The 13,287-nt window shown below is 70.7% G+C and carries 14 protein-coding genes; 2 read left to right on the top strand and 12 right to left on the bottom strand.

What is annotated here, in order from left to right:
* Positions 1-2 precede the first annotated feature (2 nt).
* The 10 genes from cysD to FNH08_RS13290 form a co-directional block, all read right to left on the bottom strand.
* Positions 3-938 (bottom strand): sulfate adenylyltransferase subunit CysD, encoded by a 936-nt coding sequence (cysD, locus tag FNH08_RS13330; protein ID WP_152771693.1) that lies wholly within the window; start codon positions 936-938, stop codon positions 3-5.
* A complete protein-coding gene (gene cysC / locus FNH08_RS13325; RefSeq protein ID WP_322724398.1) occupies positions 935-1,471 on the bottom strand; it encodes an adenylyl-sulfate kinase in 537 nt (178 codons plus the stop codon). Before cysC ends, cysD begins: the two co-directional genes overlap by 4 nt.
* Positions 1,472-1,536: 65 nt before the next feature.
* Positions 1,537-2,292, bottom strand: coding sequence for a phosphoadenylyl-sulfate reductase (locus FNH08_RS13320; protein WP_152771691.1), 756 nt, complete (start codon positions 2,290-2,292; stop codon positions 1,537-1,539).
* Entirely contained in the window at positions 2,289-2,468 is a 180-nt protein-coding gene (locus FNH08_RS51840; protein WP_322724397.1) for a hypothetical protein, read from the bottom strand. Before FNH08_RS51840 ends, FNH08_RS13320 begins: the two co-directional genes overlap by 4 nt.
* A complete protein-coding gene (locus tag FNH08_RS13310; RefSeq protein WP_152771690.1) occupies positions 2,465-4,156 on the bottom strand; it encodes a nitrite/sulfite reductase in 1,692 nt (563 codons plus the stop codon). Before FNH08_RS13310 ends, FNH08_RS51840 begins: the two co-directional genes overlap by 4 nt.
* 163 nt (positions 4,157-4,319) lie before the next feature.
* Positions 4,320-4,403, bottom strand: coding sequence for a putative leader peptide (locus FNH08_RS53515; protein WP_309486338.1), 84 nt, complete (start codon positions 4,401-4,403; stop codon positions 4,320-4,322).
* A 103-nt stretch (positions 4,404-4,506) separates the two neighbouring features.
* On the bottom strand, positions 4,507-5,070 hold the full coding sequence (locus FNH08_RS13305; RefSeq protein ID WP_152771689.1) for a GNAT family N-acetyltransferase: 564 nt from the start codon (positions 5,068-5,070) through the stop codon (positions 4,507-4,509).
* A gap of 67 nt (positions 5,071-5,137) precedes the next feature.
* Positions 5,138-6,538: a hypothetical protein gene (locus tag FNH08_RS13300; protein ID WP_152771688.1), complete on the bottom strand. Its 1,401-nt coding sequence runs from the start codon at positions 6,536-6,538 to the stop codon at positions 5,138-5,140.
* A 158-nt stretch (positions 6,539-6,696) separates the two neighbouring features.
* Positions 6,697-8,016, bottom strand: coding sequence for a GAF domain-containing protein (locus FNH08_RS13295; RefSeq protein WP_152771687.1), 1,320 nt, complete (start codon positions 8,014-8,016; stop codon positions 6,697-6,699).
* A 348-nt stretch (positions 8,017-8,364) separates the two neighbouring features.
* Entirely contained in the window at positions 8,365-9,003 is a 639-nt protein-coding gene (locus tag FNH08_RS13290) for a hypothetical protein (protein ID WP_152771686.1), read from the bottom strand.
* 164 nt (positions 9,004-9,167) lie between these two features.
* Between FNH08_RS13290 and FNH08_RS13285 the strand changes: the two genes are divergently transcribed.
* Positions 9,168-9,566, top strand: coding sequence for a VOC family protein (locus FNH08_RS13285; RefSeq protein ID WP_152771685.1), 399 nt, complete (start codon positions 9,168-9,170; stop codon positions 9,564-9,566).
* On the opposite strand, the gene FNH08_RS13280 is transcribed toward FNH08_RS13285, so the two are convergent.
* Positions 9,563-10,246 carry a helix-turn-helix domain-containing protein gene (locus FNH08_RS13280; protein ID WP_322724394.1) on the bottom strand — a complete coding sequence of 228 codons (684 nt, stop codon included), beginning with the start codon at positions 10,244-10,246 and terminating at the stop codon, positions 9,563-9,565. The two genes, FNH08_RS13285 and FNH08_RS13280, sit on opposite strands and share 4 nt — an antisense overlap.
* A 103-nt stretch (positions 10,247-10,349) precedes the next feature.
* Entirely contained in the window at positions 10,350-11,513 is a 1,164-nt protein-coding gene (locus FNH08_RS13275; protein ID WP_322724392.1) for a YihY/virulence factor BrkB family protein, read from the bottom strand.
* A 97-nt stretch (positions 11,514-11,610) separates the two neighbouring features.
* Between FNH08_RS13275 and FNH08_RS13270 the strand changes: the two genes are divergently transcribed.
* Positions 11,611-13,245, top strand: a complete 1,635-nt coding sequence (locus tag FNH08_RS13270; RefSeq protein WP_152771684.1) for an acyl-CoA dehydrogenase family protein — start codon at positions 11,611-11,613, stop codon at positions 13,243-13,245.
* Positions 13,246-13,287: the final 42 nt, after the last annotated feature.

Raw genomic sequence — 13,287 nt, 5'->3', positions numbered from 1 at the left:
GCTTAGAAGTACCCCTCGCGCTTGCGGTCTTCCATCGCGGCCTCGGACAGCTTGTCGTCGGCGCGGGTCGCGCCGCGCTCGGTGAGCCGGGAGGCGGCGATCTCGGCGATCACGGCGTCCAGCGTGGTGGCGTCGGAGTCGACCGCGCCCGTGCAGGACATGTCACCCACGGTCCGGTAGCGGATGAGGCGCTTCTCGACGTTCTCGCCGTCCTTGGGGCCGCCCCAGTCACCGGCGGTGAGCCACATGCCGGCCCGCTGGAAGACCTCGCGCTGGTGGGCGAAGTAGATCTGCGGCAGTTCGATGTCCTCGCGGGCGATGTACTGCCACACGTCCAGCTCGGTCCAGTTGCTGAGCGGGAACACGCGGACGTGCTCGCCGGGGGCGTGGCGGCCGTTGTAGAGCTGCCACAGTTCGGGGCGCTGGCGGCGCGGGTCCCACTGGGAGAACTCGTCGCGCAGGGAGAACACCCGCTCCTTCGCCCGCGCCTTCTCCTCGTCCCGTCGCCCACCGCCGAAGACCGCGTCGAACTTCTCGTCCTGGATCTTCTCGGTCAGCGGCACGGTCTGGAGAGGGTTGCGGGTGCCGTCGGGGCGCTCCTTCAGCACTCCGCGGTCGATGTAGTCCTGCACGGAGGCGACGTGCAGCCGCAGGCCGTGCTTGTCGACCGTACGATCCCTGTACTCGATGACCTCGGGGAAGTTGTGCCCGGTGTCGACGTGGAGCAGGGAGAAGGGGATCGCGGCGGGGGCGAAGGCCTTCAGCGCGAGGTGGAGCATGACGATGGAGTCCTTGCCGCCGGAGAACAGGATCACCGGCCGTTCGAACTCGCCCGCCACCTCGCGGAAGATGTGCACCGCCTCGGACTCCAGCGCGTCCAGGTGCGACAGGGAGTACGGGCTGTCGGTCTCCGAGGAGACGGAGGCGACGGTCGTCATGCCAGACCCCTTTCGACGAGCAGCTTGTGGACCGTGGCGGCGGACTCCAGCACGGTCTGGTTCTGCGACTCGATGCGCAGGTCGGGCGTCTCGGGCGCCTCGTAGGGGTCGTCGACACCGGTGAGGCCGGAGATCTCGCCCGCGGCCTGCTTGGCGTACAGCCCCTTCACGTCACGTTCGGAGCAGACCTCCACCGGGGTGGCCACGTGGACCTCGATGTACGCGGCGCCGCTCGCCTGGTGGCGCTTGCGGACGGCCTCGCGGCTGTCGGCGTAGGGCGCGATGACCGGCACGAGCGCCTTCACGCCGTTGCGGGCCAGCAGGTCGGCGAGGAAACCGATGCGCTGCACGTTGGTGTGGCGGTCCGCGCGGCTGAAGCCGAGGTCGGCGGTGAGGAACTCACGGATCTCGTCGCCGTCGAGGACCTCGACGAGGTGGCCGTCCTCGCGCAGCCGGCTCGCCAGTTCGTACGCGATGGTGGTCTTGCCGGCGCTCGGCAGACCCGTGAGCCAGATGGTGGCTCCGGTCGTCACGTGGTTCTCCCGGGGGTTCGGAGATGGTGTGGTGGGCGTCGACTGTTTCGTGAAAGGCGGCGTCATCAGTGCAGCCCGCACTCGGTCTTGGCACTGCCCGCCCAGCGTCCGGCGCGCGCGTCCTCGCCCTCGGCGACGCGGCGGGTGCAGGGGGCGCAGCCCACGGAGGCGTAGCCGTCCATCAGCAGCGGGTTGGTGAGTACGCCGTGCTCGGTGACGTACGCGTCCACGTCGTCCTGCGTCCAGCGCGCGATCGGCGAGATCTTGACCTTGCCGCGCTTCTCGTCCCAGCCGACGACCGGGGTGTTCGCCCGGGTCGGGGACTCGTCGCGGCGCAGGCCCGTCGCCCACGCGTCGTACCGGGTCAGGCCCTCCTCCAGCGGCTTGACCTTCCGCAGGAAGCAGCACAGGTCGGGGTCGCGGTCGTGCAGCTTCGGCCCGTACTCGGCGTCCTGCTCGGCCACGGTCTGGCGCGGGGTGAGCGTGATGACGTTGACGTCCATCACGGCCTCGACGGCGTCACGGGTGCCGATGGTCTCCGGGAAGTGGTAGCCGGTGTCGAGGAAGACTACGTCGACGGGGCCGTCTCCGGGCCGGGCACGGGACGCGAGGTGCGCGACCACGGCGTCCTCCATGGAGGAGGTCACGCAGAAGCGCTTGCCGAACGTGTCCACGGCCCACTGGAGGATCTCCAGCGCGGACGCGTCCTCCAGGTCGCGGCCGGCCTGCTCGGCGAGCGTCTTGAGCTCGGCGCGCTTCGCCGCGTCCGGGTCGTCCGCGTCGTTCGGTGCTGTGTCGGAATCCGCCTGGGCGGTCCTCATATCTGATCCCCTCCACTGTCGGCTCGCTGAACTCCCCGGGCCAGCAGCCCGAGGAACTTCAACTGGAAGGCTCGATTGCACGCTCCGCATTCCCACGCACCGTGGCCCTCTTCGCTCGGGCGCAGGTCTTCGTCACCGCAGTAGGGGCAGTAGAAGGGGGCGGCACGCTCGCTCACGACAGAGCCCCCTCGTCGGCACGCGCCGCCCAGGTGGCGAACCGCTCGCCGTCCTCGCGCTCCGCCTGGAACCGCTTGAGGACGCGCTCGATGTAGTCGGGCAGCTCGTCCGAGGTGACCTTCAGACCGCGCACCTTGCGGCCGAACCCGGCCTCCAGGCCGAGCGCGCCGCCCAGGTGCACCTGGTAGCCCTCGACCTGCTCGCCCTCGTCGTTGAGGACGAGCTGGCCCTTGAGACCGATGTCCGCGACCTGGATACGGGCGCAGGCGTTGGGGCAGCCGTTGATGTTGATGGTGATCGGCTCGTCGAAGTCCGGGATGCGGCGCTCCAACTCGTCGATGAGCGAGGAGCCGCGCGCCTTGGTCTCGACGATGGCCAGCTTGCAGTACTCGATGCCGGTGCAGGCCATGGTGCCGCGCCGGAAGGGGGAGGGCTTGGCGGTCAGGTCCAGGGCTTCGAGGGCCTCGACCAGCGGCTCGACCTGCGCCTCCTCGACATCGAGGACGATCATCTTCTGCTCGACCGTCGTACGGACCCGGCCGGAGCCGTGGGCCTCCGCGACCTCGGCGATCTTCGTCAGCGTGGCGCCGTCGACGCGGCCGACGCGCGGGGCGAACCCGACGTAGTAGCGGCCGTCCTGCTGCCGGTGCACGCCGACGTGGTCACGCCAGCGCTCCACGGGCTCGGCGGGCGCGGGACCGTCGACCAGCTTGCGCTTGAGGTACTCGTCCTCCAGCACCTGGCGGAACTTCTCGGCGCCCCAGTCGGCGACCAGGAACTTCAGACGGGCGCGGGTGCGCAGCCGCCGGTAGCCGTAGTCGCGGAAGATGCCGATCACGCCCGCCCAGACGTCCGGGACCTCCGCCAGCGGCACCCAGGCTCCGACGCGGACGCCGATCTTGGGGTTCGTGGACAGGCCGCCGCCGACCCACAGGTCGAAGCCGGGGCCGTGCTCGGGGTGCTCGACTCCGACGAACGCCACGTCGTTGATCTCGTGGGCGACGTCGAGGAGCGGGGAGCCGGAGATCGCCGTCTTGAACTTGCGGGGCAGGTTGGAGAACTCCTTGCTGCCGATGTACCGCTCGTGGATCTCGTCGATGGCGGAGCTGCCGTCGATGATCTCGTCCTCGGCGATGCCGGCGACCGGCGAGCCGATGATGACGCGCGGGGTGTCGCCGCAGGCCTCGGTGGTGGACAGGCCGACGGCCTCCAGCCGGTTCCAGATCTCCGGCACGTCCTCGATGCGGATCCAGTGCAGCTGGATGTTCTGCCGGTCGGTGATGTCCGCGCTGCCGCGCGCGAACTCCTCGGAGATCTCACCGATCACGCGCAGCTGCTGCGTGGTCAGCCGGCCGCCGTCGATCCGCACCCGCAGCATGAAGTACTTGTCGTCCAGCTCCTCCGGCTCCAGGATGGCGGTCTTGCCGCCGTCGATGCCGGGCTTGCGCTGGGTGTACAGCCCCCACCAGCGCATACGGCCGCGCAGGTCGTTGGGGTCGATCGAGTCGAAGCCCCGCTTGGAGTAGATCGTCTCAATGCGTGTCCGCACATTGAGACCGTCGTCGTCCTTCTTGAACTGCTCGTTGCCGTTGAGGGGGGTGAAGTGACCTACGGCCCACTGACCCTCGCCACGGTGACGGCTCACCTTGCGGCGGGGCGTGGCAGGGCGTTGCGGGGTGGCGGCCATGGTTGATACGTCCTTCATGACAGGCGGGAATGCGGCTCTGACCTGCGCGTACGGGGAGCCCCGGGGCCGGAGGCCCCTGATGCACGCAGCGGCATGCGTGCCGTACGTGCGCGTCGTTGCGCAGGGTGAGGCAGAAGGGGGGATGCGGCGGTGCTGGGGCTGCTCAGCTCGCCGGACAGATGGCGCTGGACATGCGGCCGAGGTCGACGTGCCGCCGACTCACCAAGGCAATTCCAGTTCCAGACATGACGGAAGCGTGTCATGGCTCTTTAGACTCAGTCCACCTTCATCCATATTGTGGACAGGTGTGTCTCGAATCGCGGGACGCTGTGAGATGCGTCATGCAGAGGCTAGGCCCCAGGCCAGGGCCCCGGCGCGGGCACCTCCGGCTCCTGCTCCACCTTGGTGTCGAAGAGCCGGAACCCCCGCCGCTGGTAGTTCGCCATCGCGTGTTCCCCGTCCTTGCTGCACGTATGCAGCCAGACCCGCTTGGTCGGGGACAGCCGCGGCCACCGCTCGGCCAGATCCCAGGCCCGCGCGGCCCCGTACGACAGAAGGTGCCCGCCGATGCGCCGTCCCCGGAACGCCGGGACGAGCCCGAAGTACACGATCTCCACCGCCGCGCCGTCCTGCGGTTCGAGCTCGACGTACCCCGCGGGCGTCCCGCGGTCGTAGGCCACCCAGGTCTCCACGCCGGGCCGGTCCAGGTGCTCCTGCCAGCGCGCGTACGACCACGACAGCCGGTCGGTCCAGCGGATGTCGCCCCCGACGGAGGCGTACAGGAAGCGGCTGAACTCGGGGGAGGGGACCTCGGAGCGGACGATCCGGACATCGCCCTCCGGGGCCCGCGCGGGCAGGAGGTCGGCCGGGGAGGTCTGCTCCAGGGACCAGGTGGTCACGGTGATGGTGGACATGGCAGCCAGAAAACCACGAGGCCGGACCAGGCACCAAGGCCGGGTCCGGCGTCCATATCGTGGGCTCTCAGTTCATGGAGCTGTTGACCGTCGACAGCGGTACCGCGTACAGCGTCCGCTCGGGGATGGCCTCGGGCTCCCACTCGTTGTCCTTGTTCGCGGCCCACTCCGTGAGCGTCCACAGCTCGCCGGTCTTCTGCGAGTACGACATGGACTCGGTGTGCTGGCCCCAGCAGGCGTACGACTGGTCGGAGGTGCACCGGGCGGCGTCGGCGCCGTTCTCGTTCTGCCGCCAGAGCGTGCCGTGCTTTCCGCGGCTGCCCGGGGCGTAGCCCACGTACCAGTCGGCCTTGCTCGCTCCGCTCGGCTTGTGCGAGATCACGCCCTGAAGGCCGACCGCCTTGGTCTCGTACGCCTCGTCCGCGTTCACGATGTCGCTGGAGTTGGAGCCCAGCAGGCCCGTGCGGCTGAGCTGGGTGCTGAAGTAGTAGCGCCAGACGCGGGCGGGCTGGGTGCCGCCCGAGCTGAACCACTCGTTCGCCACCAGGCTGTTGGGCGTCGACGTACGGTCCAGCGAGATGGAGCCGAAGCAGGGCACCGCGTTGTCGTTCTTGTCGTCGCACTTGCCGCCGGTCAGGTTGTACGAGCCGATGGCCGGCAGGACGTACTGGTAGCCGTGCGCCGAATAGCCGCCGCTGACCTTGCCGACCTCGCTGCTGTTGACATTGGCCTGGAGGATGCGGTGCATGTCGAAGACGAAGAGGGCGTTGTTGTGGTCGGCGCCGTTCTTCGCGGTGACGATCAGCTTGTCCTGGTACCAGACCATGCCGCCGACGTGGGAGCGCACGGCGCCGAAGTCCTTGCCGCCCGAGAGGGGGGCGACGAGGAGGACCCAGCGGTACTTCAGGTTGTTCGGGTCGTTCGCGTCGATGAAGGCGACGCGGGCGAGCCCCTTGTCGTCGTCGGGCTCACCCTTCTTGTGGTCGTTGTGCGTCCAGCCGGACAGGATGACGCGGTCCTCGCCCCACAGGCCGTCGTCGTCGGCGTCGGCGGAGGTGGTGACGGACTGGGGGAGCCACTTCTGGGTCGTGGCGTCGCCGGTGTCCCAGCAGTACGCGCGGGTCGCGGTGGGCTCGACCGGCAGGGCGTTCCGCTCGGATTCGTAGCAGGCGGACTTGTTCCGCATGGGGTGGTTGGCGCTCTGCAGGACGCCGTGCACGCCGACGTTCCCGCCCATGCCGTCCGTCAGGGTGTCCAGGGTGGTCTCGCTGACGAGGTTCTCGTGCAGTTGGAGCTTGCCGATCTCGCTCGATGAGGTCAGCTGCTTCAGGCCGCCCGGGTTGTCGCCGCCCGCGGCCTGTGAGGTGCTGATCAGCGTGGCCGCGGCGGTCAGAGCCAGCGCGGTCCCGGCAAGGCCGGCGCGCAGCGCACGGCCTCTTCTGCGTCGACGGTGTCTGCCGCGACTCATACAACCTCCCAGGGACGGCCAACTGCCTCTCATGATCAGCACGTTGACGGAGAGCCAGGTGGGGTGGCCTGGGAGGGATGCTACTTCAGAGGGGCCCTGTCGCGGTTGGAGTACTGCATAAATGCAGGGATATCCCTCACTCCTGGGCTACCGTCCGTTCATCCGTGCCACGTCTCGGAGGGCCGCGTCCGCTCGTGCGGGAGTCCGTGCGAGGACGCGCCGCGGGCCCGGAGAACCCCCGGCGCCAGCGAGTGCGGCAGCAGGTCCAACGGGTCGTCAGGCAGCCGGAGGTCGACCTCGGCGCCCTCCGTGAAGCGGTACGGGCGGTGTTCCAGGAAGGCGCCCATGTAGCGGCGTACGCGGGACATCTCCGCGCGGACCGTGACCGTGCGCGCCGGGTCGCCGAACATGTCGTCGGCGAGGGCCGCGGCGGTACGGCCGGTGGGGTGGAGGGCCAGAAGGTAGAGCAGTTCGGCGTGGCGGGGGCTGAGTTCGTGGGTCCAGGAGCCCGAGCCGCCCGACGCGGTCACCGTGCAGCGGCGCCAGTGCGCCAGGTCCAGGACGATCCGGGCCGTGTCGTCGTCGGCCGGCCTCTCGGCGCCGGGGCGTATCAGCCAGCCGCCGGGCAGGGGCTCGATCCGGCACGGCCCCAGGCCCGGCAGCCGGCGCCAGCCGGGGGAGAGGGGCTTCGGCAGGGCCAGCCGGTTCGTGTACGGCATGCCGGTCACGGCGGCCGTCCAGCCGTCCGTGTCCACGGCCGCCGCCCGGCCGCCGATCCGCGCCAGCACCGGCGCGGCGACCGCGCGCAGCCGTTCCAGCGAGGTCAGGTGCAGGTCCCGCAGCCGGGCCTCGGCGAGCTTGGCGACCGAGCCGACGAGCGCGAGCGTGGCGGGATGGTGGGACTCCAGCGGGCCGCTGACGTCCACCGCGCCGAGTAACCGCCCGTCACGCGGGTCGGTGATGGGAGCGCCGGTGCACACCCAGGACTGCAGGGGCCGCGCGAAGTGCTCCGCGGAGACCACCTCCACCGGGCGGCGGGCCACCAGCGAGGTGCCGATGCCGTTCGTGCCGATCACCTCCTCGCGGAAGTCCCCGCCGACCCCGAGCCCCTGCCCGTCCGCCTTGCGCAGCCCGGCCGGGCTGCCCTCCAGCCACAGCAACCGGCCCTCCGCGTCGGCGACCGCCACGAGGTGCTGCGCCGAGTCCGCGAACGACAGCAACCCCTCCTGCAGCACGGGCAGCACGTGGCGCAGCCGTGAGGTCTGCCGCCGCCGCTCGACCTCGTCCAGGCCGAGCACATCGGCCCGGAAGTCGTGGTCGGGGTCGACCCCGCCGCGGACCGTGCGGTCCCAGGACTCCCTGATCACCGGCCGCGGCGCCATCTTCGGCCGCTCTCCGGCGAGTGCGGCGCCGCGCACCTCGCCGAGCGCCCGTGCCGCCCGCCTCGCGTCCTGGGCGGCCGGCCGTGAAGCGTCCATCGGCGAGTGCGCCACTCGATCCTCCCGGCGGACCTGTCCGTTCCAGGGTTTCCCGGCCCCTTCGGCCACGGACGTCCGCGCGTGCGTTGACTCCAAGTCTCATAGTGTGCCGCCGAACGGCCGCAGAGGGACCCGGTCCGGCCACAGAGAGCTGATGAGTTGCAACCCCCTGCAACCCTGGCGAACAGTCGTACGGTGCCTGAAACTTGTTCAGCGCCGCCCACTGAGGCGGCCGCGTTCCCGCTTGGGGCCGAAGCAGCGGGGGTGGTGCCGTGTCGGCGCAGCATCACCCCCGCGTAGTGCGCCCCGCCTTGAACGCGCCGCTGTCACACGGCGGTTGAGCGCACCTCAACCCGTCGTCCCCACCTCGTTGTTCGGCGCCCCGTCGCCCACGGGCGGCAGGTCACCGCGCTCCACCGGACCTCCGTGGGGCGGGTGCGGCAGGAGGCCGTCCAGCTCGGCGGTGGTCGGGCGGCGAGCGGCCTCGGAGGCCGCGTGCAAGACATCACGGTCGACCCTCGTCGTGTCGCCGCTGATCCGGACCACGTGCCCCGCCGCCAGGACGGCGTACTCGTGCTGTCCGCCCGACGAGCGGTACCAGGCGTCGCCGTCCCGCTCGCAGGTCACCGACCCGCCCCCGCCCTGGCCGACCGGTTGCCGCGGACAGCTCTCGGCCGTCATCGTGCCGCGGTCCACGAGCAGGAGGATCTGGGCGCCGCTCTTCCGCGACCAGTACGCGCTGGAGAAACCGTCGGCGCCGTACACGCCCACCGACTGCCGGGCCAGCGTGAACCCGGGGGACTCGGTGACGTAGACGAGCTCCGGCGCGAGGCCCAGTGCCTCCGCCCGGTCCTGCAGCTCGGCCCGGTCGGGAGCGGGCCGCCGCGGCTCGGGGGCGCTCACCACCACCTTCTCGTTTCCGCAGGCCGTGAGCAGCAGCAGCGGCAGGCAGGCGAGGGGAAGCAGAACGCGGACGGCACGCAACATGGACTCATACTGCCGCACAGGTGTTCCACAGGTGGCGCTCAGAGTGTTTTGCGTAGCTGTACGCCATGGATGCACCCCTGCACCATGCGTAACCGGTGTCCGTGTCTGTGTGCGTGTCCGTTTCCTTCAAGACCACGAGGCCGGGCCCTGCCTACGGTGGCCGCATGACTCCACGATTCGACGCGATCGGACTGGTCGCCTCCGACATGGCCGCTTCTGTCGCCTTCTACCGCCGCCTCGGATTCGCCTTCCCGGAGGGCGCCGAGACCGCACCGCACGCCGAGGCCCCCCTGCCGGGCGGGTTGCGGCTGCTGCTCGACACCGAGGAGACCGTCCGGTCCTTCGCCCCGGAGTGGCAGCCGGGGACGGGCGGCGGCCGGTCCTCGATCGCCCTGCTGTGCGAGAGCCCCGCCGAAGTGGACGCGGTGTACGAGGAGTTGGTGGCCGCAGGCCATCATGGCGAGCTCAAACCGTGGGACGCGGTGTGGGGCCAGCGGTACGCGGTCGTGAACGACCCGGACGGCAACGGCGTGGACCTGTTCGCACCGCTGCCCGGCAACTAGCGTTCGAGCAACTGCCCGAGCGGGCGCCCCGCCAGCTCCCTCACCTCACGCGCCAGGTGCGCCTGGTCGGCGTACCCGGTCCGAAACGCCGTGTCCGCGAAGGGCACCCCGCCCCGGGCGAGGACGAGCGCGCGCTGGAGCCGCAGGACGCGGGCCAGCGTCTTCGGGCCGTACCCGAAAGCCGTCAGCGAGCGTCGGTGCAACTGCCGGGCCCCGAGGCCCAGTTCATCGGCGGTCGCGGCGACCGGGCGGCCCGCGTCCAGAGCGGCCACGACCCTGCCCGGCAACGGGTCGAGCGGCCCGGCCTCCGCCGCCCGCTCCAGCGCCAGCTGTTCGAGCCCGAGCGCCGGGTCGGCGGCCGCGTTCACCCGGGCCGTGAGCCGCCGCACCCTCTCGGCCGGCCACACGTCCGCGAGCTCGACCCGCCGGTCACGCAGCTCATACGCGGGCACACCCAGAAAGGCGGGCGCGGTACCGGGGAAGAACCGCACCCCGGCCCACCGCGAGGGCGGGCCGCCGGTGACATGCGCCCGTGTATCGGGCCCGGCGACCATCAGCCGCCCGTCGCTCCAGAGCAGGTCCATACACCCGTCGGGAAGCACAAGCCCGGCATCGAAGCCGACCGGATTGTTGACCCACACAACGGCGCCCTCAAGCCGGGACACCCTCTCCGAGTACACATAAGAAAGGCTACGCCGGACTAGCTAGGGGCGCGGGGAACTGCGCGACCAGCCACAACGAACCCGCACCAACCCACAAACCCACACCCCAACGGCGCTCAATTCACTCACCCGCCGGCGGCACATCGTCCCCGTTCTTGTGCGAACTCTTCGCATGCGTACGCAACCGAGACGTCACGTCCTCCGGAGGCAGGAACCGGGACCAGCGTTCCGGAAACTCGGACGGCATGTCCGGATCGTCGGGGTCGTCGGGGTGTGCGGCACGCGCCGCGGCGGCCCGGGCGATGTACTCGGCGGCCTGCTCCTCCCGCAGCCGCTCGTTCGCCGCACGCGCGGCGGCGGTGGCGGCGGCCGGCCAGATCCGGTCGATGGCCGCGTTGACGGCGGCGCCGACCAGTACCGCGAAGGCGGAGACACCGATCCAGAGCAGCACGGCCACGGGTGCGGCCAGTGAGCCGTAGATCGTCGGGCCCTCGACCGTGTTCGTCAGGTAGATGCGGAGGAGGAAGCTGCCCAGGACCCACATGCCCAGGGCCACCAGGGCGCCGGGAACGTCCTCCACCCACGGTGAGCGGACCGGCACGGACACGTGGTACAGCGTCGTCAGGAACACGATCGACAGGACGATCACGACCGGCCAGTACAGGACCTGCACGACGGTCGTCGACCACGGCACGATGTCCACCACCGCGTCCGGGCCCGCGACCATCAGCGGAAGCACGATCGAGCCGATGATCAGGGCCACGATGAACAGCAGGAACGCCATCAGCCGCGTCTTGACGATCCCGCGCACCCCGTCGAGGCCGTACATGACGGTGATGGTGTCGATGAAGACGTTCACCGCCCGTGAGCCCGACCAGAGGGCGAAGAGGAAGCCGATGGAGATGATGTCGGGGCGGCCGCCCTTTATGACGTCGTCGAGGATCGGCTGGGCGATCTGCCTGACACCCTTGTCGGACAGGACGGTGCGGGACGCCTCCAGGATGTTGTTCTCCAGGCTGGCGATGGTGTCCGCGCCCGTCCAGTCGTCGACGTAGCCGAGCAGCCCGATCATGCTGAGCAGCAGCGGGGGCACGGACAGCAGCGTGAAGAACGCCGCCTCCGCGGCGAGCCCGAGGATGCGGTACTCGATGCACGAGTTGACGGTGTCCTTGAGCAGCAGCCAGGCCGTCCTGCGCTTGGAGACGTTCCGGTAGAGGGCGCGTGCCCGGTGAAGACGGCCGGAGGCGCTCTCAGGGAAATCGGGGGAATCGCTTGCTGGCTGCACGTCCTAAAGGTATCCGCCGGGGCAGGCCGACCTCACCTTCCGGTCCCGATGCCGGATACTGGTGACCACGGTCGTACCGAAGGGTAGGTTCCGATACATGGCAGCCAGCACCCACGAAGTGACCAATCAGGCTCCGCCCCTGGTCGCGTACGACGTCTTCGCCGCCGACCGGGCCCTCGCGGAGGCCGTCGAGCGCCATCTCGCCCCCGATCTGCTCGACGACGTCCGCGACGAGCTCTCGCTGCTCGGGCGCACGGCCGGCTCCGCACAGGCACAGGAGTGGGGGGTGCTGGCCAACGAGAACCCGCCGAAGCTGCGCACCCACGACCGGTACGGCCACCGCGTCGACGAGGTGGAGTTCCATCCGTCCTGGCACCGCCTCCTCGGCAAGGGCGTCTCGGCGGGGATGACGGCGGCCTGGTCACGGCCGGGAGGGCACGTGCGGCGCGCGGCCTCCTTCGTGGTGTGGACGCAGGTCGAGGCGGGGCACGGCTGCCCGCTGTCCATGACCCACGCGGCGGTGCCCGCGCTGCGCACCGATCCGGCGCTGGCCGCCGAGTGGGAGCCGCGGCTGACGTCGATGGTCTACGACCAGGGCGTGCGGCCCGCCGCGCAGAAGTCCGGTGTCCTCTTCGGGATGGGGATGACGGAGAAGCAGGGCGGCAGTGACGTCCGCGCCAACACGACCTCGGCGCGGCCGCTCGCCGAGGACGGCACGTACGAGCTGACCGGGCACAAGTGGTTCTGTTCGGCGCCGATGTCGGACGGGTTCCTGGTGCTGGCGCAGGCTCCGGGCGGGCTCACGTGCTTCCTGGTGCCGCGCGTACTGGAGGACGGCACGCGCAACGTGTTCCGCATCCAGCGGCTGAAGGACAAGCTGGGCAACCGGTCCAACGCCTCCAGCGAGGTCGAGTTCGACGGGACGTGGGCACGCCGGGTCGGCGACGAGGGTCGGGGCGTGCGCACGATCATCGAGATGGTGGCGATCACGCGGGTGGACTGCGTGCTGGGCGCGGCCTCGGCGATGCGGCAGGCGGTGGCGCAGGCCGTGCACCACTGCACGTACCGGGAGGCGTTCGGCGGAAAGCTGATCGACAAGCCGCTGATGCGGAACGTGCTGGCGGACCTGGCGCTGGAGTCGGAGGCGGCGACGACGCTGGCGCTGCGGCTGGCCGCCGCGTACGACGACGGGTCGGAGCAGGAGCGCGCGTTCCTGCGGCTCGCGGTGCCGACCGCGAAGTACTGGGTGACCAAGCGCTGTACGCCGATGGTGGCCGAGGCCCTGGAGTGCCTCGGCGGCAACGGCTACGTGGAGGAGTCGGGCATGCCCCGGCTGCTGCGCGAGTCGCCGCTCAACTCGATCTGGGAGGGCGCCGGAAACGTCCAGGCGCTGGACGTGTTGCGTGCCCTGCAGCGCGAGCCGCAGGCGCTGAACGCCGTACTGATGGAGGTGGGCCAAGCCCGGGGCGCCGACCACCGGCTGGACGGCGCCATCAAGAACCTGCTGACCGAGCTCGCCGACCTGGACGGCATCGAGGCCCGCGCCCGCCGCCTCGTCGAGCGTCTCGCCCTGGTGCTCCAGGGTTCGCTGCTCGTGCGGTACGCGCCGCCGGAGGTCGCCGACGCGTTCTGCGCCTCGCGCCTCGGCGGCGACTGGGGCACGGCCTTCGGCACGCTGCCGCACACCCTGGACCTGGCGGCGGTGGTGGAGCGGGCGCGGCCGGTTGGCTGACGGCTGAGGCCGTGGCGGGGCGAGGGTTTTTCGCCCCTACCC

The sequence above is a fragment of the Streptomyces spongiae genome (assembly GCF_009377185.1).
Taxonomy (GTDB): domain Bacteria; phylum Actinomycetota; class Actinomycetes; order Streptomycetales; family Streptomycetaceae; genus Streptomyces; species Streptomyces spongiae.
This window is presented reverse-complemented; position numbering and strand designations above follow the sequence as displayed.